Genomic DNA, 22,987 nt, shown 5'->3' with positions numbered 1-22,987 from the left:
GGAGAGGTTCATCAAATTCATTCATATATAAACAAGATTTCCCAGTTTCTCGTTTGATTGTTTTTCAGAAAAAAATACATGAAGCAACTCATTTTCATCTAATGTTACTCGCTCATGATTGCGCTTTGTAACAACAATAGAATGTTTCTGGCCACGGTAAAAGTTTTGCAGCACTTGAATAATCGTCTCTTCCTCAGAAACATGAATAGTCCGTAATTTCGCATAGCTTCCTCGTTTTCCGTAATAGCGCTCGAGTAAAAACCGCATCATCACATAATGGCGATGTCTCCACTCTTTCCATAACGAAATAAAGAGAAATATCATCATGATCCACAAATCAAATTGCTGCGGCTGCAACAATAGAACACTGCTGAAAAACAACATAAGTGCTACAAATGACAGAATGATCATTTTTTTATGCGCTTCACTAAAAGGAAAGTAGCGGGTCAATGCAAGGAATAGCAGCTTTCCCCCATCCAACGGCCAAATAGGCAGTAGATTAATAAAAAGAAGCGCGACATTGTAATGAGCAAATAAACTCCATCCTTCGTCCGTCATAACACCCGCTTTCCATAAAAAAAACGCAATACCCATCAGCCAAAGGTGTTGCACTGGTCCAGCTAGCGTTACAATAAGTTCTTCATGAAACGGACGATTTCCGTGTTCCTCTACTTCGGCTACCCCCCCAAACGGAAGCAGTAAAATTTGTTTGATGCGCCATGAAAAAAAAGCAGCAGCAACAGCGTGTCCAAGCTCATGAATCAACACGATAAGAAATAAAAGAAACAATTGCTTAAAATGCGCGGTGATCACCGCAATACCACCAAACAGCCATAATAGCGGATGTATATGAATTTTTGTAAACAATGCGACATACTTACTCAAAGGAAATCACCTGAATCGGATCAATAAAATGATCTCCTTGTTTAATGGCAAAATAAAATACCGCCTTTGTTTGATCATGGCTGTTCGTCATCGCTGTTCCGACTTCCTTGCCCGTTTCTACAAAATCGTACAGTTTTACGGCAATCGTACCTAAGTTGCCATACCATGACTCGCTTCCATCTGCATGTTGAATGATTACGGTTTTCCCAAGCTTCTCCTTGGTGCCAGCAAATATAACGATTCCTTCATTCACCGCTTCCACTTTCGCATTGCTAGCTGTCTCTACCATAACCCCTTGACCGTTTTTCTTAAAACTTTCCAGAACTCGTCCTGATGCAGGAACGGCATATTGTTTTGGCATTGTTTTTGTTTGTTTTTCTGTAGGAATTAGCGCAAGCGGCTCGCCGAACTGCTTTTCATACCATTTTGAAACGGCAGCAAATTGAAATTCTTTCTCCATCGTATTTTTCACAAACTGACGGGCTGGTTCTAACGAATCAGATGGATTTTTAAATAAAATGGCTGTTACTAAAACAAGACAGGCGGAAAGAAGCATTTTCAAAATAAACGTTTCTTTGTTAAAGATTGGATGTTTCTCTTCATCAAATGGATAGCGATCATACGTCACTACTGGCTGACCGTATCGTTCTTCATCTGTGATCGCCCACAATTCCTGATGTGATGTCCCAAAATGCTGCCTTTCTTTTCTCCGTTTTTCAATTCGCTTACGGATTTCTTGAGCGCGTCGATTCATTATTCCTCACCATCCCTTCCAAACATAGTTTGTACTAGTTTATTAGACAACCTTGGAAGATATGATAAATAAAAAATCCCTGCTATTTTGATCAGCAGGGATTAACGTACGCCAAATAATTTTTTAATTTTCGAGAAAATTCCTTTTTGCTCATCTTCCAGCGGCTGCAGCGGGACTGACTCCCCGAGAATTCTTCGCGCAATATTACGATACGCAATCGATGCTTTGCTGTTCGGATCAAGAACGATTGGCTCCCCTTTATTGGAAGCTTTGATGACGTTTTCATCATCGGCAATAATTCCTAATAAATCAATGGATAAGTGCATGACGATTTCATCGACATCAAGCATGTCTCCGTTTTTTACCATATGGCTGCGAATGCGGTTAATGATAAGCCTTGGTGGCTTTATATGTTCCTCGTTTTCTAGTAAACCAATAATCCGGTCAGCATCACGCACTGCCGATACTTCCGGCGTTGTTACAACAATTGCTTCATCCGCTCCCGCCACGGCATTTCTATAACCTCGCTCAATACCTGCCGGGCAATCGATTAACACATAATCATAGTCTTGCTTTAACTCATCCACCAACTGTTTCATCTGCTCTGGAGTGACCGCGGATTTATCGCTTGTTTGCGCGGCAGGCAATAAATAGAGATGATCATCAAATCGTTTATCTTTTACTAACGCTTTTTGCACGGTGCAACGGCCTTCCACAACGTCAACCAGGTCATAAATAATGCGGTTTTCTAACCCCATTACAACATCGAGGTTACGCAACCCGATATCTGTATCCACAAGACAAACTCGCTTTCCAAGTATGGCCAGCGCTGTTCCAACGTTTGCAGTTGTTGTCGTTTTTCCGACGCCACCCTTGCCTGATGTAATGACGATAGCTTCTCCCACTGTTACACTCTCCCTTCTAACCGCGTCAAGTTCGGCCTCAAATGCATAAGCAGCTGCAAGCGATCCACAACAATTTGATTATGATCATCGATATATGCGCATTCCATTTCATTCCGCTCATCCGTTTTGTAATCGGGCGCCCGATTCATCACATCGCTGATTCGCAGTTGTGTTGGCTTCATAATGGATGCGGCGATGACCGCTTCTTTATTTCCGTAATATCCGGCATGAGCAATTCCCCGCAATGCTCCGAGAATAAAAATATTTCCGCCAGCAATAACGGTTCCTCCTGGATTGACGTCGCCAATTAATAAAAGATCTCCTTCTACGTGCAACACTTGACCCGAGCGAACAATTTTTGAAACTGACACAATTTCCGTTTTCCGTTTCCACTCTAGCGCTTCTTTCTTCGTTATCACATTGCTTTCAATCGATTGGACGACCAAATTTTTTTTGCGGCGAATTAATGTGCGCAATTCTTCTTCTTGTTCCGGAGTTAAATAACGATTTCCAACTTTGAGATGAACAGAAACGAGCGGACCGTCCGATTCTGCCTTTTCGCTTACCGTTAGTTTTTCTTCCAGTTCTTTTAATAGATCATCATAGGAACACGTGTCATCGAGATGCAACGTTAGTCCATCTTTCGTCCCTTTAATCGTTATATATTGTTTTGGTTTCGTCACAACGTTCACCTCAACGAATAATTCTACAAAAAACATTCATTTTCCTTTTTTACTCTTCCCGCTCAAAACGTTTGATTTTTACTAACCATTGTTTCAATGGGTATGAAAGTAAAATAAGAAACACGGCATTTAACAACAACGTTGGCCATAATCTTTCAGAACAAAATGCTTCAAAAGGCATATCGGTTCTTCCAATGAGCAGTTGAATTCCATATACATATAATTCAAGAATGGTGATAGAAAGAAGACTAAGAAAACAAGCGATTAACCAATGTTGATAAAACACTTTCATCGCTTTCGATACTATGTAAGCGATTAAGGTAAATGCAAATGCATAAACCCCAAGCAATTCCGTATATACACAATCATAAAGCACGCCAAAAATAAACCCGTAAACCATCGCACGCGTTTTTCCTATATAAATAGTGGTAAAAACAAGAAAAACAAGAAAAAAGCGCGGTACAAAAAAATAATGCATATACAGCTCGTTCTTTGGCCACAAATCAACAAAAATGCTTTCACTAACAAAACATAAAACGGCAAGGAAAGGAAGCGCCCATTTTTTCATTTTGCTTCCTCCCTCTCCTCAAATGTCTCATCAATTTTTCTTTTTACAATAATCACGTCATCAATGTCATAAAAATTAGCTGCTGGTTTCACGTAAACCATTTTTGTCAGCCCGTATTGATCTGGCACTACTTCCATCACTTCGCCAATGACAAGGCCTTTTGGGAAAATTCCGCCAAGGCCGGATGTTAACACTTTTTGTTTTTTCTTGATTTTTGAATCAAAAGGAATTTCTTTTAACAACAACGCTCTTCGTTTTTCATCATATCCTTCGATTAATCCAAAGACATTTTCCTTTCCTTGTACATATGCAGAAATTCGATTTTTTTGATCCGATGCACTCAACAATTGAATCGTGGAAGTAAATTGGGCGGCATGCTGCACTTTTCCTACTAGCCCTTCTGGTGTAATCACCGCCATATCTTTCTTTACACCGTGCTGCTGGCCTTTATTGACGATGACCGTTTCTTGCCAACGGTCTGGGTTTCTTCCAATAACAGTCGCCTGAATTGGAACAAAATCACGCAAGCTTTCTTTTTTATTTAAAAGAGCACGAAGTCTTTCATTTTCTTTTTTCAATGTTTGCACTTGAGCTTCTAAGGACACATATTCCTCGAGGCGTTCTTTTAACAGCTTGTTTTCTTTATATGTATTTCTTATATCATTCACATTCTCAAAGAAGCCCGCAACAAGTTGTGCGGGCTTATGGAAAATTAGCTGGACAAAACCGGTTGTATCTTTTAAAAACTGCTCAGACCATGTCAGTTCATTGCGATCTTTTAAGGAAAAACCAATCAATGCCACGAGGATAATAATACTGACAAGCAATAAAATGAGCCGTTTGTTTAAAAAGAACTGTGGCATGATGTTGACACCCTCTTACCGTCAGCGATGGCTTCTCGCTTTGTTTTTAAATAAATCGATATGATCTAACGCTTTTCCTGTTCCAATTGCTACACAATCGAGCGGATTTTCGGCAACAATGACAGGCATATCCGTTTCTTTGCTGATGACTTTATCGAGATTGCGCAATAATGCGCCGCCGCCTGTAAGCACGATGCCGCGGTCCATAATATCGGCAGCTAATTCCGGCGGTGTCTTTTCTAACGTATTTTTTACGGAATCAACAATCGCATAAACCGTATCATGCAATGCTTCCGCAATTTCTTCTGCGCTAATTTCAATGGTCTTCGGAAGTCCTGTCAATAAGTCACGGCCACGGATTTCCATTTTTCCGATTCCTTCCGCATTTCCTGCCGAGCCGATTTCGACTTTAATCGCCTCCGCTGTCCGTTCGCCAATCATTAAATTATACGTTTTGCGGATATAGTGAATAATTGCCTCATCCATCTCGTCACCAGCGATGCGAATCGATTGGCTCGTGACGATGCCGCCGAGAGAAATAACCGCAACTTCTGTCGTACCACCGCCGATGTCAACGACCATGCTTCCCGTCGGTTCCCATACCGGAAGGTTTGCACCGATCGCTGCAGCAAACGGCTCTTCAATCGTATAGGCATCACGAGCTCCCGCCTGACGCGTCGCATCGATGACAGCGCGCTCTTCTACAGCGGTAATCCCATACGGTACACATACCATCACGTACGGTTTTCCTGCAAAAAATCCTTTATTTGTCGCTTGTTTAATGTAATATTTCATCATCGTCGCCGTTGTCTCGTAGTCAGCGATCACCCCGTCTTTCATCGGACGAAGTGCGACGACATTTCCAGGAGTCCGACCAATCATATTTTTCGCTTCATTACCGACAGCGACAATTTGTTTCGTATCTTTTTGCAACGCAACAACAGATGGTTCTCTAACAACAATTCCTTTTCCTTTTACATACACGAGCGTATTTGCTGTTCCTAAATCGATGCCAAGGTCTCTTGTCCCAAATCCAAACATACTCTATATCTTCCTTTCTGAAACGAAATGCTTTTATAACGATCCGCTAAATTTGTCGAATTTACTCATGTTTTTGTTTCAATGTTTTGTACGACACCGCCCAAAACATGATAAAAACTCATAGTTGTTATTATAACTTATTCGACAAAAAATGAGAACTACTACATATATCCTTTTTCTTTCAGACTAACGAATTTTTGATCACCAATAATGAGGTGGTCTAACAATTCAATCCCAATAATCCGACCGCATTCGGCAAGGCGTTTCGTCACATCAATATCTTCTCGACTTGGAGTTGGATCGCCGGAGGGATGATTATGCACACAAATAATCGAGGCAGCCGATCGCTTAATCGCTTCTTTAAACACTTCACGCGGATGAACGATAGAGGCGTTTAAACTGCCAATAAATATTGTTTTTCGATGAATCACTTGATTTTTTGTATTTAAATAAATAGCGACAAAATGTTCTTGGGACAAAAAACGCATATCTTCCATGACATATTTTGCTCCGTCTTCTGGGGAACGAATCACATATCTCCCATTGTAACTAAGGCGGCTAATTCGTCTGCCGAGCTCGATTGCCGCCAAAATTTGAACCGCCTTCGTTGTCCCAATTCCTTTAATGCTTGTTATTTCTTCAATCGTAGCATCTTTTAACAGCCGAAGTCCTTCAAAATGCTTAAGCAAGCGATGAGCAAGCTGCAATACCGATTCTTCCTTTGTTCCTGTCCGAAGCAAAATGGCAAGCAGCTCGTGATCAGCTAAACTTTCCGGACCAGAAGAAAGAAGCCGTTCACGCGGGCGGGCATCCTTTGGCACATCGCGAATCATAAACGTCATCGTATTTTATATTCACTCCTTTTTTTCTTTTTATCAACCGAAAAAAGTTACCAGCCAAGGCGCTTCAGCTCACGCACTGTCCGTGACAACGGCAGCCCGACAACGTTAAAATAATCTCCCTCAATACGTTTGACAAATAAAGCAGCACGTCCCTGAATACCGTACGCTCCCGCTTTGTCCATCGGTTCTCCCGTCGCAATGTAATCGAAAATTTCTTCTTCTGTTAAATCCCAAAAAAACACCTTTGTCTTTTCCACAAACAATGATTGACCGTTTGGGGAAAGAATGGCTACTCCTGTTAGTACATCGTGTTCATTGCCTGACAACATGCGCAGCATGGCCGCTGCTTCTTCTTCTGTTTTCGGCTTTCCTAAAATGTTATCTTGATAAACGACGACCGTATCCGCCCCGATGACGTACGAATGAGGATAGTGATCGGCAACAGCTTTTGCTTTACGATAGGCAAGCAGCTGTACGGCTTGTTCCGGGGACTTGGCTTCATGAATTTGCTCATCAATGTGGCTAGCGAGGATTTGAAAGCGGAGGTTAGCTAATTCAAGCAGCTGTTTTCGACGAGGGGAACTTGAGGCTAAAATCAACTGTTTCATCCATATCACCCTTTTGCATTCGTTTCAAATCGGAAGATACACATGTATCGTACCAAATTTTGCGATTCAACACAATTTCTCAAAGTCGAAAAAACGCGAAAAAAAAAGAAGCCCGCTAGCTTCGCAATGGGAAAATGGCAATATACGATTTTAGCGCTTTTAACAATTCTTGTTGCGTTTTCTGCAGCATCACCTCTTGTTTACTTGTTTTATAAACAGTTAATGAATAATATGCTTTTTTCATGTGAGAAACGTATTGCTTTATATGATCGTCGTTAGGAACCGTTTGGGATATAAATTGTTGATAATCATTCTCTAGCTTTTTCCAATCATCTGTGTTTACATCTCCTTTTCCCAACAAAATAGCGGAAATAGCAGCCATTTGTGCGTATAACGTTTCGCCTGCTTTTATTACTGGCTTGCGTTGGTCGCTGTTATTTACAAACGATAGCGATTTTACGTATGTACTTTGTGCCTTCTGTTTATACAATTCATTTACCGCTTGCAATTGTTGTTTATCATTTGCAACACCAATAAACAAAGCAACTGGTTTTTCTCCAACAGCTACAACAGGAATGGAGGAAGATTGGAGTTTTTTGGCATAGGCAGCCGCTGCTTCTCGATCCGTAAATACTCCTGCTTGAATCACGCTGACCGTAAATGGAGAAATAGCAGTCTCATTAGCAGATTTCGTGGCTGGATTTGTCGAAGTTTTGGACTCTATCGGAATCGGCAGCGCCGTTTCCATCGTTTGCGGTGAATGAGTTTTTTGCTTTGGAATCACATTTAATACGATGAATCCAAAACATGTTCCAATAATGATCGCCATCGCGATTGAAAAAATAGCAGATTTAACCCGTGCGTTGAACGCGCCAGTAATTGGCGAGCGCTGTTTACGTTTCTTTTTCTTTTGTGGTTGGAAAGAAACAAATGCCCCTGACTCCGCCTCCTTTTCTTTTTCCAAAACACTCTCTATATGTTTCGGCTTATCCGTAGTAAACGGCTGCTCTTTTCCGTTAATTTTCACCGTAATTTCTTGCCCATGCTTGTCCATTATGTCACCATCCTTATTCTTTCATTTCTCGCCTATCTTATCATAAACAAAGAAAAAAAGAACAAGACATTTGTCGTCTTGTTCTCGGATAATTTCGGCAAATTTTGCTATTATCGGTCACGTATTTGCTGAACAGACAATGCTTCGACAGGAACTTCCGGCGATTGCTCCGAATAAGTGCACAGCTGTTCGCCATCCATTACTGCTGCGGCGACGGTTGCCCCTCAGGAATGATTTCTGTTAGTGGATTCCGCTTTTTGCTCGGAGGGGGAACGTCTATTTGCGGCAGCATATTTTGCAATTTTGCTAATTTCGGATAATAAAATGCGCTGACCGTTACCGAATAGGTTAACGGATTCACTTCTGTATCTACCGATGTCAATTCCGGATTTCCAGTAAAAGACAGCGATTCAATCGACACAATGCGGTTAAGATTTTCAAGCGTCTGTAAAAAACGCTCAAGCTGATAGTATGACGGGGATTGCACCGTCAATTGCACCGTCACTTTTTTTAATCCGTCCGGCAGCCTAGAAGAAGATTGTTCTGTCTTTGATGATGCATCCGTTTTTTGCTGCTCTCCTGTTGCATTTTCCTCTTCATTAAAAGTCATGCTAGAAATCGTGCTGTCTGAAACTACTTCTGCTTTTTCCAGATCAAGTAATAGCTGTTCTGTAAGCGGCTTGACCGGTATCTTTTTTTGAAGCTCCACGACACTTTCCGGCAAACTGGACTTTTGTTTGGCAATCTCTGCTCTTGTAGCAGCCAATATTTTTTTCTCACTTGCCACCGTATTGTTTAACTCTTCAATTTGTTGGTAACGCGGATAAAGCATATAAAAATAAAGGCCTGAAAACGCGGCGCCAAGAAAAATAAGCAAAAGAACAAAAACGAAAAGCTGTCGTTTTGAGAAACGTACGGTCATGATGGTTTCTCCTTTTCTTCTAGCGCTTGTTTGCGAATATGCATTTCATATTGCGCGAGATAACGCGGTACTACTTGTTCTTCGGTTGTCCCTTGTTCATCGCTTTTTTCGTTTGCATTCACCGCAGTAAGACTTTTCAGTTGCACATCGGCAATAAATTTTGCGTCCGACAGCCGTTTTAAATAATAGGCCGCTTGCTCGCTTGTATCAAATTGCACCGAAACCGTTACCGTTCCATCCTCAGCATAGGAAAAGTTCATGATAAATCCGCGTTCTGGGAGCAATTTCGTCATGTTGCGCAAAAGAGGCACCATTTTAAGCGGGTAATCTTTCGCCCATTGCACTGTTTTATCTAATTCTTCTATTTCTTTTACAGATTGCATATCCGCAAGCTTCTGCTGTTCGATCGCTTGAAGCGCCTGCGTCTGTTTCAGCTCTTTTTCTAGTGAGTCGATTTGCGTCTCCGCTCTGTCGATAAGAACATAAAAAACAGCCGCGGCAATCAAGACAATCGCAGTTATGATCACTGTGATAAAAAGAAAGACAACATTTTTCGGTTCTTTTTTTGGCAGTAAATTTATCTCAACGATCATCGTCATTTCCCTCTTTTAATCCAAGTCCCCATGCGAGATGATAGCGCGCATCCACTGCACTTGCCATCGCAGCCGAAAGCTGTTCTACAGGAACGTCCAGCCGTTCTTGCAACGCTTGATAAATATGGGACAAACGCGGATGATCCCCCATTAGAAATACACGGGTGATTTGCTGTGTTCCTTGATGGATGGAAAAGGAATAGAAGCTCATCATCCGTTCCATTTCTTTATATATATCTTCAAACGGATCAACGAGCTGTTGATCTTTCTCCATATTTATTTCTTCATACTGCTCCAGCAAAAGATGGCGCATAAAAACAGGCTTATGTTCGTCAAACGCGCTAACATTGACAGAAGATTGATCAAACTGAATAAGCAAAATATGATCGTCTTTCTTCACTTGATCGGCCATATAAAAAAGACGATATGCGCATAGTGGAGAAACATCAGCAGCGATCGGGCGAAGTTTTACATCTTCTAAAAGCTGCGCATAACTTAACACCGAATCTTCTGGAGCAGCGAATAACAAAACAGCGGTCGCTTCCTGCGTCTTTTCCAAAACAACGTAGTCAAACACCGGATTATCAAACGGCAACGGAATCGTTGTTCCTAATTCCATAAACAAATAACCGCGAATTTCCTCTTCTTCCAAATCGGCAGGAAGCGGAAGCCGGCGGATAATCACGAAAGGATCTGGCACAATGAAACGAACGCGGCGTTTTTTTAATTTCCATTCATCAACACATTCTTCTAAAATCATTTCTAATGTCTCGCGGTCCATGATTTTTCCGTCATGAATAATTCCATTTGGAAGATGGTGCTCTCCCCATTTATGAACGGATAATGGGTCGTTTGGCTTTGTCTCTACATATCGAATGACGTGATCTTTGATGACTAAATTCGCGACTTTATGCCTTGGCTGAAACAGCGTAAACATATTCATGTTTTCCCCTCATATCAAAAGAAAATCATTTGCTTATACCATTCGACGATGTCTTGTCCAAAAAAATAGGCCGTTAATGACCCAAGAACGATCGCCGGACCGAACGGCATCGGCTCCCGGCGCCGGACTTTGCCAAGCGCCATGCCAATAAGCCCAATTACGGTTCCATAAAACGTGGAAAAAAAGAACGCAAGCAACACCGTTTTCCATCCAAGCACAAATCCAAGCAGCGCAAACAATTTAATATCGCCGCCGCCCATGCCGCCTTTGCTGATGACGGCAATGAAAAAAAGCAGCAAAAAGCCAGCCGCCGCGCCAACAAGCGCATCCCGCCATGGTATGAACGGAATAAACAGCCGCTCGAGAAGAAATATTGCCGCAAAGACAAGCAGCACTTTATCGGGAATCATCATGTAGCGAATATCGGAAACCAAGATAATCATCAACAACGAAATGAGCGTCCAACAAACGATCAATTCTTTTGACCATCCCACCAAAAGCGGCGAAATCGTAAAAAGAATCGCTGTCGACAGCTCAACAAACGGATAAAGCAAAGAAATTCGCTCCCCGCATCCCCGGCACTTTCCGCCTTGCCACACGTATGACACAACAGGAATAAGTTCCCGCGCCGTAAGCTGCCGCTTACAGCGCGGGCAATGCGAACGAGGAAACACAATCGACTCTCCCACCGGCACGCGAAGACCAACAACGTTAAAAAACGAGCCGAGGAGGAGGGAGTATAAAAATATAACCAACATCATGTCTTTAAAACTATTCAAGTTTTACGTCGCTTCTTTCTAATTCATTAACATCTTTACTGCCATCAATATACTTAAAATTTCCATCTGAATCTACTAATGTTACTTTATACACTAGCTTGTCACCAATTTTTTTGCCATCTTTCTGTATATCTTCTTTAGAAATAGTTACTTTACTTTCATTTGGATCATACTCTTTCGATTTTTTCCCAGGAGATTTTGGAATATTTTCAAGATATCCGGCATCATATAATTCTTTCATCGTATATGATGTTTTTGTGTTTCTGTCCGCTGTCACCGCCATTCTAGCTGCACTTACCATTTGCTTCGCATTCGCGATATGCGCATCCTTTTTCGAGTTGTCGATAATGGCGCCGATCGCCGTAATTGCAATCGCTGCGATAATCCCCAAAATGACGACGACAGCAAGCAATTCAATCAATGTGAGCCCTCGTTCGTTTTTCAAAAATCGTTTCATCATCGTAATACCCCTTTCCCTATTTTTTTGTGTTTATCACACTTTTTTCCTAACTATTTTACCACGATTTATAGATCTATGAGAATATATTCCTTACAATTTATCTTTTTTGCCGAGAAGACCCTCACCTCTAAGCGGAGCATAGGTGGGGGATGAATCGGCATTTTTTGTTTTTTAGTAATCGTAATAGTTGAAAAACGTTCTTCTTCTGTCATAAAATATAAATAAATATACCGAACTTATGTTCTGTTAGAGGTGAAGAAAAGATGAAAAAAGCTTATTTTTCGAGAAGATTGTATAAATCCGAAATGGATATTCTTCATGTGACGGAAACATCTTATGCATTAGAGTTATTCCATCAAGCGAAACGTTTCGCCTTTCAAACACTGATCCGGGAAAAGCGATGGGGACGAAAATTAAATGAAGAAAGCCTGCATATCGTTGTGAAGAAAAAATACGGACTGAATGACTATTTTGCCAACAGTGCCGTCCGAGAAGCAAATGCTCTTTTCTCCTCTCTAATGGAATTAAATAAAATACATGTTCAACAGACAGAAGAAAAAATAAAAGATGTGAAGAAAAAACTGAAAACAGAACGAACCAAACTTACGAAATTACGCAAAATCAAAGAAAGTTGTATCAAAGGAAACTTACGTTTTCCAAAAAACACAAACTTTGTTTTGCATAAAAGCGGAATCATTTCTTTAGGATTAAAAGACCGTTCTTTCATTTGGATGAACACATATCTTTTTGAACATTGCTATCTCGATGTAGAAATCAAACGAACCAAAGCCAAAATTGGCCGTTTAACCCATCGTTTGTATCGATTAGAACAAAAGAAAACGAAATTAAAAGAGTATATCCCAAGTGTCGTGTTCGGAGGCAAAAAGTTGTTTAAACAGCAATTTACGAAAGAAGAATTTATAAAGGACCACGAATCTTGGAGAAAACTCTTTTTAGCTGCGCGAAATAAAGAAATGATCATCTCCGGCCGGAAAGATGCCGGTTCTGGAAACTTTGTATTCCATTATAATCGAGAAACCAATGAACTACATATGACCTCTGTAACAGGAAAGGTAATCACTTTTCCTGAAGTGGTGTTTCCATACGGGCAAGAGAGCGTAAATAAAGCGGTGACAGATCAAATCCAATGTAAAAACAAAAAAGAGTATGGTAAACCGATTTCTTGGTCGATCGAAGATCACGGGGAATACTATATTATCAAATGTTTGGTGGATGTAGAATCGAATCCATATATTCATTTTTCTACCTCTGACGGAGTGATCGGAGTAGATTGCAATTACAATCACATTGCTTGGACAAATGTTTCGAAAGACGGAAACTTTTTGGAAAGTGGAAAATTAACGTTTTCGATAGAAGGGAAAACTTCGGGCCAGATTACAAAAATCATGGAAGCAGAAGCCATTGCTTTAGTGGATATTGCGGTTCGAAAGAAAAAACCTATTGTTTTGGAAAAGTTGGATACCACCTTATCCAAAACAGGGAATCGATACGGCAACAAAAAAGCAAATCGAATGAAGAGTATGTTCGCGTATCGAAAAATGATACAAGCGATCAAAAGCCGTGCCGACAAAATGGGAGTTGCTGTTATAGAAGTGAATCCGGCTTTTACTTCTGTCTCTGGGAAACTGAAATATATGCGCAAATTCGGTATCTCTATCCACCAAGCAGCTGCATTTACGATTGGCCGTCGAGGATTAGGATATAAAGAAAAAACTCCAAAGGTGCTGAAAAAATATATCCCGAAAAATACTTCGCATCATTGGAAGCATTGGTCTATTTTAGATAAAAAGTTTTCTGTTCGGACACATACGCTGTATCATCTTTTCAATGTGAACCAACCACACCAAGGAATAGATGTATTTCACCCATCGTTGTTAGAAGAAGAAAAACGTCAATTAATAAAAGCTTTATCGTAATAAACTATTAGAATATCATTATTTCTTGAAGTTTTAGAACAGAAGAACGCATTGTACCAGTCTCTTACTCTCGTCACCGGAGCAGATGGCGATTCTAGGAGCTGGGTGCATTGCAATGCGTTCTTTGGATGCCATACGAATGGAAGATGGTGTACCTTCTATATGTGCTTTCATAGGCATATAGCTGGTCGTCCCGAAAGGATACTTCGGACATCTTGTATGGCTACTCCTCTCGTTGAACGGAGGGGGGTCTTGGAACCTTTGAGCAACTATGGCCAGAGGAAACAAGAATCCCCCACTTCCACCGGCATTAGCCGGTAAGTGGGGGTAGTTCAATGTTGAATATGGTTGAAAATATCGTACATCGGCACGATAATCGAGGTGACAATCGTCCCGACGACTCCTGCTAAAAGCACGATCATGATTGGTTCGATCAGCGACTTCAGCCGTTCGACGCCGGCGTCCACTTCCGCTTCGTAAAAGTCGGCGACTTTGGAAAGCATCGCATCGAGTGATCCCGTTTCTTCGCCGATCGTAATCATTTGCGTCACAAGCGGCGGAAACGCCCAATGTTTTTTCAGCGGTTCAGCAAGCGATTGGCCCCGTTCAAGCGAATCGCGCGCCTGCCTTATCACCTTGCTGATGACTTCGTTTTCGACGACATTTTCCGTGATGGACAGCGCCTGCAAAATCGGGACAGAGCTGGAAAACAGTGAGCTTAATGTCCGCGTCATGCGCGCCAATGCCGCTTTTTGGATTAGCTTTCCGAAAAACGGGATGCGCATTGCCGCATAATCCAAGTAATATTTCGTCCGTTTTTCCCTCTTCGCCAACGCAAACAAGACATATGTTCCAATCAACGCGATAGCGACAAGCCACCAATATGTTTGCATCACTTCGCTTGCGCGCAGCACAAATTTGGTGATCGCCGGAAGCTCCGCGTGAAAGTCGGCAAACATCTCGACAAATGTCGGGACGACGGAAACAAGCAAAAAAATGACGACCGCAACGGCAATAATAGCGACAGCGATAGGATAAGTCAGCGCGGAAACGATTTTTTGCCTTGTGCGGTGCATTTTTTCAAAATGGTCCGCAAGCCGTTCCAGCGTTTCATCCATATTCCCGCCTGCTTCCCCGGCTTTGACCATGTTGACAAACATCGCCGGAAAGATGCGCGGATGCTTCGCCGCGGCAGCAGATAGCGGATTTCCGGCGCGGAGCGATTCTTCCACTTCCATCAGCGCTTTTTTCAGCGCCTTGCTTTCGGTTTGTTCCGCTAAAATGCGGGTGGAGTCAACAATCGAGACCCCCGCCTTTATCAATGTCGCGAACTGGCGCAAAAAAATGACAAAATCTTGCAGCTTTACCGCTTTTCCAAATGTTATTTCTTTGGTGAGTAACGTTTGCGGCACTTCGGCAATTTCGATGACTTTAATTCCTTTTTGCCGCAATTTCATGACCGCATCCCGCTTGGACTCGCTGACAATCGTTCCTGTTTGCTTTCTCCCCTTTATATTCCGGCCTTCATATTTAAACTGAGGCATACGAATCGCCACGCTCCTGTGCAAGATAAGGTTCAGCCGCATCGCGAAGGATCAGCCCGGCTTGCATTAACTCTTTAATACTCATCGCCAGCGTATGCATGCCAAGGGAGCGGCTTGTTTGCATAACGTTAATGATTTGATGGACTTTTTCGTTGCGAATTAAATTGGCGACTGCCGCATTATTAATTAAAACTTCCGTAGCAGCGACCCGTCTTGTTTTTTGCGGTGTTGGAAAAAGACGCTGAGAAATAATCGCGACAAGAACGGACGCGAGCTGAATGCGAATTTGCGATTGTTGGGCAGGCGGAAACACGTCAATAATCCGATCGATCGTCGCCGGCGCGCTCGATGTATGTAATGTGCCAAGAACAAGATGCCCCGTTTCCGCCGCCGTAATGGCGGTATGAATCGTTTCCAAATCGCGCATTTCCCCGACTAAAATAACATCGGGATCTTGACGAAGCGCCGCGCGCAAACCGTTGGCAAAATTGTTCGTATCAAAGCCGACTTCGCGCTGGTCAATAATGCAGCTGCCGTGCTTGTGCAAATATTCGATAGGATCCTCCAGCGTAATAATATGTTTCCGCATCGTTTTGTTCATATAGTCAATCATCGCGGCAAGCGTCGTCGACTTCCCGCTTCCCGTCGGGCCTGTCACTAGCACAAGCCCGTGCGGTTTTTGCGCAATTTGTTTTAATACTTCAGGAAGGCGCAGTTCATCAATCGTTGGAATTTTTGTCGGAATGATGCGGATCGCCAGCGACACACATGACCGCTGTTTATACGTATTGATGCGGAAGCGGGAAACGCCGGGAATCCCGTAGGAAAAATCTAATTCTCCTTTTTCCTGAAATCGCAGCCATAAATGATACGGAATGACCGCTTTTGCCATTCCTTCCGTATCTTCCGGCCGCAAAACGTCTTGGCCGTATTTTTTTAATTCGCCATTGATGCGAAAAATCGGCGGCACGCCGACCGTCAAATGAACGTCGGAAGCTTTAACTTCAAACGCAGCACATAAAAGAGCATCCAATCTTTGCTTCATGTTCCCCACCTTTAACTTAAAATCGCCACTTTCAATACCTCTTCCAGCGTCGTTAACCCTTGTTTCACTTTTAACAATCCGTCATCAATCAAAAAAATCATGCGGTTTTTTATGGCAAGCTCGCGCAATTTCGAAAATGGCTCTTTATTTAAAATGACGCGGCGCATTTCATCGGTCATCACAAGCAGCTCATGAATGGCAATCCGCCCTTTATAGCCTGTCATATTGCATGTCGGGCAGCCGCGGCCGCGGATCAGCTTGTCAATTTTCATGCCGCGGCGGGCAAAAATCTCGATTTCCCGCTTTGTCGGCTCCTGCTCTTCTTGGCAATCGCGGCAGACGCGGCGGACGAGCCGCTGGGAAACGACGCCGGCTAAAGAGGTCGCCACAAGAAACGGCTCAATTCCCATGTCAATTAAACGGGTGATCGTACTTAACGCGTCGTTCGTATGAAGAGTACTTAACACCAAATGACCGGTTAATGACGCGCGGATCGCCACTTCTGCCGTTTCGCGGTCGCGGATTTCTCCCACCATAATAATGTTTGGGTCTTGCCGCAAAATCGAACGCAGCCCTTGCGCAAACGTCAATCCGATATTCGGATTCACTTGGATTTGATTGACTCCTTCAATCTGATATTCGACAGGGTCTTCGATCGTAATAATATTGACTTCTTCACTGTTTAAATGGTTCAGCGCCGCATATAGCGTCGATGATTTCCCTGCCCCAGTCGGCCCGGTAATCAGAATGATTCCGTTCGGCCTTTCAATAAGTTCAATAAAGCGCCGCAAATTTAACTGGTTAAACCCAAGCTTATGAATATCGTTCAGCGCCGTCCCTAAATCAAGAATGCGGATCACGATTTTTTCGCCATAGATGGTCGGCAATGTAGAAACGCGCAAATCGACCGGATGAAAATCGATGTTCATCTTAATCCGGCCATCTTGCGGAATGCGGTGTTCGGTAATATCCATATTCGCTAAAATTTTAATTCTCGCGGTCAGCATGCTTTGCATATGTTTTGGAAGGGCGCGGTCTGTCCGCAATATACCGTCGATGCGATAACGGACAAGCACTTTCGTTTCCTGCGGGTCGATGTGGACATCGCTTGCCCGCTGTTCAACGGCGAGCTGCAAAATTTGGTTCACAAGCCGGACAATCGGGGAATCTTCTTCGATCGCCCGTTCCTCTTCCACCGTTGTTTCCGCGGCGGGGGCCATTTGCAAAAAATCTTCTACCGATTCATCCATGTCGTAATACTTATTAATGGCGCGCAAAATATCATCTTTCGAGGCAATCGCCGTTTCAATATGGAACCCTGTCGAAAGGCGCAAATCATCGATGACAAAAAAGTCCATCGGATCGGCCATTGCCACAAGCAAGCGTTCTCCCTCAATTTTTAAAGGCATCACCATATGCCGCTTGGCAAATTCTTTTGAAATGAGATTTGTCACCTTTGGATCGATCGGATAGCGATATAAACTGACATGCGGGATGCCTAACTGAAATTCAAGCACTTCAATTAATTGCTGTTCCGTAATATATCCACGTTGCAAGAGCACATCGCCCAGCTTTTGGCCGGGAGCTTTTTCTCTTAACGCTTCCTCCAGCTGTTCCTCCGTAATGAGCCCCGCTTCCACTAATAAATCTCCTAAACGTTTCCGCTCTTGTTTTTTCTTCATCGTTCATCCCTGCTTTTCATTATCATCATTGTTCTGTTTGCCGTCCGCATCATTTGTTGTGGAAGGCGCTTTTTCTTTTTCCGGCTGCTTTTCTTCAGATTGCCCGTTATTTTCGTCTTGCTTTTCTTTCGGTTGCTCATCATTTTTACTTTCATTATCTGTTTGTTTTTCATCCTCTGTTGACTGTTCTGTTTCATTTGCATCAGAATTGCTGTCCCCAAGTTCTAATCCACGAAGTTCAATGTTGTACGATGGCGGATAAAAGTCTTCGGCAATCGTTTCCGTACGCACAAGATGATTTCCGCTATACGCTTCCCTCTTCACTTTGGCGAGTATTCCTCTTTTTCCACTTTGCTTTAATTGGCGTTCCCCAGGGCGAAGGAGAGGGCTATATTGCACAACGGTCTTCGGTTTGAAATATTCGATATCCCCAACTTTCACTACATACTTATAAGTAAATGGCAGCCCGAAAAGCGCCACATGCAACCGGTTGTTTTCCACCCGGAACTTGAGCGTGTAAGCAGTGGTATTCGGATTGTAAAACTGCAAATCACGATTGCGATCATCTACTTTCGCTTCATAACCAACCGTTATCCCATCAGGAAGTTCGCGGCTTGTATGCCGCTCCAACACCGTAAAATTCGTCGGCAAAATCGTTTGGTAAATCGCTGAAGCAATCATGCTCATCTCTTCGGAAGAAAGCGGCCCGTTTGTCTCTTTGACATATGCCGCAAGCGAAAAGATGCTTTTTCCTTTAATTTCAACGGCCGGATTGGCAGAAATCCATTCAAGCAATGGCGCTGGCCTTTTCGCCAATTTCAGTGTCGCCGCGCTCACTTGCTGTACCGTTTCATCGGAACGGGAAACATATGCTGCAAGGTCAATCGGTTCTGACGGCATTTGCAAACCAGCCGCAATATTTGTGACATCGTTTTGCAATTTTTCGAGATTAATAGAAGAAGCGAGCGGCGGGGGAAGCAGTGTTTTTATTGTTTTAGAAAATTCTTGCACATCGAATTGGACAAGAAGCTGGGACGGCCGCCCTGACACTATTTGCCTTGCGCTTTGTTCGATTTGGAACGTAAACAGGGATGTAGGAATCTCTCCTTTTTTTTCCTGATACACAACGGGAATCGTCGCATCTGCCTTCCATTCATTCACTTTTTTCGCGATTTCCGCCAGCGCTTCTTGTTTGGATTTATTCGCAACAGAAATAGGCCCAACCATCGTTCCTGCGGGCAGGCGGTCTGTCTCTTTAAAAAACGTTTCGTAGGCTAAAACGCCAATTTGCGAAAAGCTGATCAAATAAATCGTACAAACCGCTATGACGAAAAACAACTTTACCGCAGCAATCTGTCTCACCGCCTACCTTCCCCCTTTTGCTTATGCCTCTACGTTCATTGATATATCAACGATCACGCTTGGCCCTTCTTCCTGCGCTTTCTGAATATGTTCTTCTGTCAAAATGGTGCCAGCTTCAATAAACGTATTTCCGTTTTTGTCGACAATATCTTTCGTCACCCGTTTCCCTTTTAAAAGCTCGATTTGCTTTTCGCGCAGCGCATAAAGCGCTTCTTCGCTTTCCGCTCCTTCCATGACTGCTTCGCCGCCGGAATGCTGCTCATCCGCATGTTCCGCCGTTTCTTCGCCATCCTGCCCTTCTGCCGGAACGAGCAAATGTGCCTCATCAAGCAAAGAAGACGGGGCATTGTCATGGACGACTAAAATATCTTTTCCATATGTTAATATAAATTCCGATGATAACACTGCCTGCCGGTCACCGACGAGCAGTTCAATGCCAATAATTTCTCCCGTTTCTTCGTCGATAAAAAATTCGGTCACCTCTCCGAGCAGCTGCCCTTTTCTTGTCACCGCTTTCGTGTTTTTGATGCGGATTTGTTTATTGACAAGCTGGTTGGCAATCGGAATTTCCGATAAATCAATAATATCGTGGAAACTTTCTACCGTTACGGCAAATTCGCCGATGCCGACCACTTTTTTAAACGGAATCGCTTTTAAGCTTAACTGGACGTCTTCTTGCTCAACAGTAAGAAAATCAACGGATCCTTTCTCTGGATTAATGACTAATGTTTTTACAATCCCTATTTGTGTGCCATCAGAGATACTAATAATTGGAAGATTAACAATTTGTGCACTATTTTTCATCTTTTCACCACACCTATTCTTTATAATTCTGTAATATGTGTGCAAGAAATTGAAGTTCTTCTTTTATGATAGGATATGACTGGAATTTTTCTTGCAGCTGTGCAAGCAATGGCGAAAGTTTGTCATATTGTTTCTCCAATAAATAATGTTCTATTAGCAAACGCGCGAATACGTAGTAATCATAATCGGGTAACGGGGTTTGCAAACATTGAATGATGCGCTGTTCATATTGTAATGGATTCATATATTTTCGGTTTAACTGAAGCTCGGTAACAACGGTTTGCAAAATTTCCGAATGGACTGGCGAAATCACAGAAGCGAGCTCTGTTTCGTCCGCATTGTCTTCTTTCGCCTCCATAACTTCTTCGCCGCTTCCGGCGCTTTGCTCCTCTTGCAACAGTTCGTCTATATGCGGTTGCACCGCTGCATCCGTTTCTTCCGGCAGAACCTCTTCCTCATCTGATACAACCGGCGGCTGAGACATTTCTGCAAGAAGGTCATCCCATTCCACGCCGCTCTCTTCATCCACTAAGTCATCCGTTGATATCATCCATTTTTCCAGTGAAATATGCGGCAGATCTTTTTCATCATCGCGCGCTGCTGTTTCTTGTGCATGATTAGGCATAGCGGCTACGTTTTCTTCCATTTCCGGCAGATCCGTGCCCCATTCTTCATTTGTTTCCATTTCCACCGGCCATTCATTTAGCTTTGCTGCTTCATTCTCATTGCCATCTTCGATTGTTTCCCACGGAAACTCGCTTTCCGTGATAGTTTCAATCTGTCGTTCCACTGCCGCTGCTGCCAACGGCAACTCTCTCATTTCTATCATTTCGCTTTGTTCTGTGTCCTTTTCCCAAGGAAATTCATTTTCCGCCATTGTTTCCTCTCGTTCTGCATCAGCAGCGATTTCTAATGGCAGCTCGTCCACTGCAATGATTTCATCCTGTTCTCCATCCCCCATGTTTTTCTGTGAAACGCTGTTTTCCGCTGGCGGTTGTGGTGCTGTTTCTAATGGCATTTGTTCGGCTCCCACTGCTTCTTTCTGGTGAAAAACGGCTCCATTTCCGCTAGCAATGGAAGAAAAAGATTTCTCTGCCGGTTCGTCTGGCTCTTCCCATTCATCTTCATCCAGCTTTTTCGCAGCATAAAAGACATGGGCAAATTGGCGATGAAGCAAATAGGTCATCGCTATCATAAGCAGTCCCAGTAATAATGCAAGCTGCCACATCGGAAAGAAGGACTTTGCTACTAAGGAAAGGAGAGAAAGAAACAAGGCAATGATGAGTGCTGCGATTTTCCCGCTCCAACTTAATCCTATAGGAAGAATAAGCAAAATCGGAATGGCAAGGATAAAAGCGATGATCACAAATATAACGTGTTTCAATGTTTCACCCCGTTTCCCCACACCATTATATAAGACAATTTTCCTAAAAATAACGCAAACTCGGCTCTAACTTATTGTATAATAAAGTTAAATATTTGGAAAGAAGGGCATGACCAATGGAGGAAAAGAATTTTTTATCACTCCGCTCTTCAAAAGGCTTCACCTTATTGGAAGTGCTAGCATCCATCACCATTTTGTCCATCGTCGCAATAGGAATGTTTTCCTTTTTCACAAACGCCATGCAATATACGACATACAATCAAGACAAAACGGTCGCCATCAACATCGCCCGCGGCGTATTAGCCTATATGGAGCGCCTTGATTTCACGGAGTTGAAACAATATGTTGAGAACGAAATAAATAATACGGACAATCAGTCTTTTGTCTATCTGAATGCTTCTGACTGCTCCGCCGACGGTTTTCCGTTGCTCGGCGGCGAAGACGACAAAGAAACTAACCAAAAAACCTGCGAAAGGGCTCTGGGACCTGCCGTCAATAACATTGATTATAAAACGCGCGTTCATATATTCCTTGTTCCGTATGACAAAAAAGCGTGGGACGAGCTGAAAGCAAATCCGCCAGAACAATTCCCCGCATCATTAATCGGGAAGATTCGCCGCGAAGATGAAGAAGACGGAGAAGGCGCAGAAAATATCAACACAGATTTGCAAAACTATCTGCTCAAAATTTATGTGATCGTGCGCTGGGGAGATCGTGTTGAAGATTCGGAATGGCTTGAAGGTGTGATTGCTGATGAAACGATACGTTAATAATGAGAACGGACTATCTCTTGCCGAACTGTTAGCCGCCATTGCCATTTCTTCTTTTATCCTTGTTTCTATTTATGGCGTGTTTTTCAGCGGATTGAATGCATATAAGCGAATTTTTATTGAAAATCAACTGCGCAGCGAAGCCGATTATATTGTCGCCACCATTATGAATAAACTTTACGAGTTTGCGCCGGACGGAATCGCGATGGACCAACCGACAAATGCACAAATCGTATTTGTAAACGATAAACGAAAAGATATTGATTCTCTCGGCTTTGTTAATGAAAAACCTGAACCAACTCAAAAGCTTACCATCACCTTGCAAGATGGCTCGATTGCCGTCGACGGCGAACGGCTGCATTCGGATCGTTTAAAAATTGTTGCGGAAGAATCAGAGTTTTCCTGCACCTGCTCCCAACAAGAAGAAGAAGAAAAAAAGATTTGCCGCAGCGGCGTCGTTACCATTAAGCTTACCGTCCAAGACCGCTACCATGATCCAGGAGATTTGCTGCATGTCAAACCGTTTACATTAAAAACGGAATTCGGCTTTTAAAGGAGG

24 protein-coding genes are annotated in these 22,987 nt (G+C 42.9%); 3 read left to right on the top strand and 21 right to left on the bottom strand.

The genetic code is table 11. The features are described 5' to 3' along the window. Positions 1 to 21 precede the first annotated feature (21 nt). The 15 genes from FNL97_RS04510 to FNL97_RS04440 all read right to left on the bottom strand — a co-directional run bounded on the left by FNL97_RS04510 (position 22) and on the right by FNL97_RS04440 (position 11,900). Entirely contained in the window at positions 22 to 885 is an 864-nt protein-coding gene (locus tag FNL97_RS04510) for a M50 family metallopeptidase (RefSeq protein WP_062677148.1), read from the bottom strand. Continuing rightward, positions 878 to 1,639: a M23 family metallopeptidase gene (locus FNL97_RS04505; protein ID WP_015864651.1), complete on the bottom strand. Its 762-nt coding sequence runs from the start codon at positions 1,637 to 1,639 to the stop codon at positions 878 to 880. Before FNL97_RS04505 ends, FNL97_RS04510 begins: the two co-directional genes overlap by 8 nt. A gap of 101 nt (positions 1,640 to 1,740) precedes the next feature. Next, on the bottom strand, positions 1,741 to 2,544 hold the full coding sequence (minD, locus tag FNL97_RS04500) for a septum site-determining protein MinD (protein ID WP_143415126.1): 804 nt from the start codon (positions 2,542 to 2,544) through the stop codon (positions 1,741 to 1,743). Between the two features lie 2 nt (positions 2,545 to 2,546). Beyond that, positions 2,547 to 3,263, bottom strand: coding sequence for a septum site-determining protein MinC (gene minC / locus FNL97_RS04495; protein ID WP_143415125.1), 717 nt, complete (start codon positions 3,261 to 3,263; stop codon positions 2,547 to 2,549). 13 nt (positions 3,264 to 3,276) lie between these two features. Further along, the gene (gene mreD, locus FNL97_RS04490; RefSeq protein ID WP_062753055.1) at positions 3,277 to 3,795 is read right to left on the bottom strand and encodes a rod shape-determining protein MreD; all 519 of its coding nucleotides are present in this window, start codon (positions 3,793 to 3,795) and stop codon (positions 3,277 to 3,279) included. Further along, on the bottom strand, positions 3,792 to 4,658 hold the full coding sequence (gene mreC / locus FNL97_RS04485) for a rod shape-determining protein MreC (RefSeq protein WP_143415124.1): 867 nt from the start codon (positions 4,656 to 4,658) through the stop codon (positions 3,792 to 3,794). Before mreC ends, mreD begins: the two co-directional genes overlap by 4 nt. A 21-nt stretch (positions 4,659 to 4,679) precedes the next feature. After that, on the bottom strand, positions 4,680 to 5,699 hold the full coding sequence (locus tag FNL97_RS04480; RefSeq protein WP_143415123.1) for a rod shape-determining protein: 1,020 nt from the start codon (positions 5,697 to 5,699) through the stop codon (positions 4,680 to 4,682). 161 nt (positions 5,700 to 5,860) lie between these two features. Continuing rightward, on the bottom strand, positions 5,861 to 6,541 hold the full coding sequence (gene radC, locus FNL97_RS04475) for a RadC family protein (RefSeq protein ID WP_143415122.1): 681 nt from the start codon (positions 6,539 to 6,541) through the stop codon (positions 5,861 to 5,863). Positions 6,542 to 6,588: 47 nt separating this feature from the next. After that, a complete protein-coding gene (locus FNL97_RS04470; protein WP_062677144.1) occupies positions 6,589 to 7,149 on the bottom strand; it encodes a Maf family protein in 561 nt (186 codons plus the stop codon). A gap of 115 nt (positions 7,150 to 7,264) precedes the next feature. Continuing rightward, positions 7,265 to 8,203, bottom strand: coding sequence for a stage II sporulation protein B (locus FNL97_RS04465; RefSeq protein WP_286173481.1), 939 nt, complete (start codon positions 8,201 to 8,203; stop codon positions 7,265 to 7,267). Positions 8,204 to 8,402: 199 nt separating this feature from the next. Further along, positions 8,403 to 9,125 carry a pilus assembly protein PilO gene (locus tag FNL97_RS04460; RefSeq protein ID WP_143415120.1) on the bottom strand — a complete coding sequence of 241 codons (723 nt, stop codon included), beginning with the start codon at positions 9,123 to 9,125 and terminating at the stop codon, positions 8,403 to 8,405. Next, positions 9,122 to 9,718 carry a PilN domain-containing protein gene (locus tag FNL97_RS04455; RefSeq protein WP_062677141.1) on the bottom strand — a complete coding sequence of 199 codons (597 nt, stop codon included), beginning with the start codon at positions 9,716 to 9,718 and terminating at the stop codon, positions 9,122 to 9,124. The genes FNL97_RS04460 and FNL97_RS04455 overlap by 4 nt, the downstream gene beginning before the upstream one ends. Beyond that, the gene (gene pilM, locus FNL97_RS04450; protein ID WP_143415119.1) at positions 9,708 to 10,661 is read right to left on the bottom strand and encodes a type IV pilus biogenesis protein PilM; all 954 of its coding nucleotides are present in this window, start codon (positions 10,659 to 10,661) and stop codon (positions 9,708 to 9,710) included. The genes FNL97_RS04455 and pilM overlap by 11 nt, the downstream gene beginning before the upstream one ends. 14 nt (positions 10,662 to 10,675) lie before the next feature. Next, the gene (locus tag FNL97_RS04445) at positions 10,676 to 11,422 is read right to left on the bottom strand and encodes a prepilin peptidase (protein ID WP_143416289.1); all 747 of its coding nucleotides are present in this window, start codon (positions 11,420 to 11,422) and stop codon (positions 10,676 to 10,678) included. Positions 11,423 to 11,432: 10 nt separating this feature from the next. Beyond that, on the bottom strand, positions 11,433 to 11,900 hold the full coding sequence (locus FNL97_RS04440; protein WP_143415118.1) for a pilus assembly FimT family protein: 468 nt from the start codon (positions 11,898 to 11,900) through the stop codon (positions 11,433 to 11,435). A gap of 263 nt (positions 11,901 to 12,163) precedes the next feature. On the opposite strand from FNL97_RS04440, the gene FNL97_RS04435 reads away from it, so the two are divergent. Continuing rightward, positions 12,164 to 13,837: an IS200/IS605 family accessory protein TnpB-related protein gene (locus FNL97_RS04435; RefSeq protein ID WP_015864666.1), complete on the top strand. Its 1,674-nt coding sequence runs from the start codon at positions 12,164 to 12,166 to the stop codon at positions 13,835 to 13,837. Positions 13,838 to 14,169: 332 nt separating this feature from the next. Here FNL97_RS04435 and FNL97_RS04430 read toward each other — a convergent pair whose 3' ends face one another. Genes FNL97_RS04430 through FNL97_RS04405 form a run of 6 tightly spaced genes read right to left on the bottom strand, consistent with a single transcriptional unit; the run spans position 14,170 to position 21,658 of the window. Next, complete coding sequence (locus FNL97_RS04430) at positions 14,170 to 15,381, bottom strand: type II secretion system F family protein (protein WP_143415117.1); 1,212 nt, start codon at positions 15,379 to 15,381, stop codon at positions 14,170 to 14,172. Further along, a complete protein-coding gene (locus tag FNL97_RS04425) occupies positions 15,368 to 16,426 on the bottom strand; it encodes a type IV pilus twitching motility protein PilT (protein WP_143415116.1) in 1,059 nt (352 codons plus the stop codon). Before FNL97_RS04425 ends, FNL97_RS04430 begins: the two co-directional genes overlap by 14 nt. A gap of 11 nt (positions 16,427 to 16,437) precedes the next feature. Next, on the bottom strand, positions 16,438 to 18,108 hold the full coding sequence (locus FNL97_RS04420) for a GspE/PulE family protein (RefSeq protein ID WP_143415115.1): 1,671 nt from the start codon (positions 18,106 to 18,108) through the stop codon (positions 16,438 to 16,440). A gap of 3 nt (positions 18,109 to 18,111) precedes the next feature. Next, entirely contained in the window at positions 18,112 to 19,470 is a 1,359-nt protein-coding gene (locus FNL97_RS04415; protein WP_143415114.1) for a VanW family protein, read from the bottom strand. A 21-nt stretch (positions 19,471 to 19,491) separates the two neighbouring features. Beyond that, a complete protein-coding gene (locus tag FNL97_RS04410; RefSeq protein WP_143415113.1) occupies positions 19,492 to 20,274 on the bottom strand; it encodes a PRC-barrel domain-containing protein in 783 nt (260 codons plus the stop codon). A gap of 13 nt (positions 20,275 to 20,287) precedes the next feature. After that, a complete protein-coding gene (locus FNL97_RS04405) occupies positions 20,288 to 21,658 on the bottom strand; it encodes a hypothetical protein (protein WP_286173480.1) in 1,371 nt (456 codons plus the stop codon). 116 nt (positions 21,659 to 21,774) lie between these two features. On the opposite strand from FNL97_RS04405, the gene FNL97_RS04400 reads away from it, so the two are divergent. Continuing rightward, the gene (locus FNL97_RS04400) at positions 21,775 to 22,428 is read left to right on the top strand and encodes a prepilin-type N-terminal cleavage/methylation domain-containing protein (protein ID WP_143415111.1); all 654 of its coding nucleotides are present in this window, start codon (positions 21,775 to 21,777) and stop codon (positions 22,426 to 22,428) included. Then, the gene (locus FNL97_RS04395) at positions 22,412 to 22,981 is read left to right on the top strand and encodes a PulJ/GspJ family protein (RefSeq protein WP_143415110.1); all 570 of its coding nucleotides are present in this window, start codon (positions 22,412 to 22,414) and stop codon (positions 22,979 to 22,981) included. Before FNL97_RS04400 ends, FNL97_RS04395 begins: the two co-directional genes overlap by 17 nt. The last annotated feature ends 6 nt before the right edge of the window (positions 22,982 to 22,987 follow it).

The sequence above is a fragment of the Geobacillus sp. E263 genome (genome assembly GCF_007197795.1).
Classification (GTDB): domain Bacteria; phylum Bacillota; class Bacilli; order Bacillales; family Anoxybacillaceae; genus Parageobacillus_B; species Parageobacillus_B toebii.
Note: the sequence above shows the minus strand (reverse complement) of the source record. Positions and strands in the feature narration are given on the sequence as shown.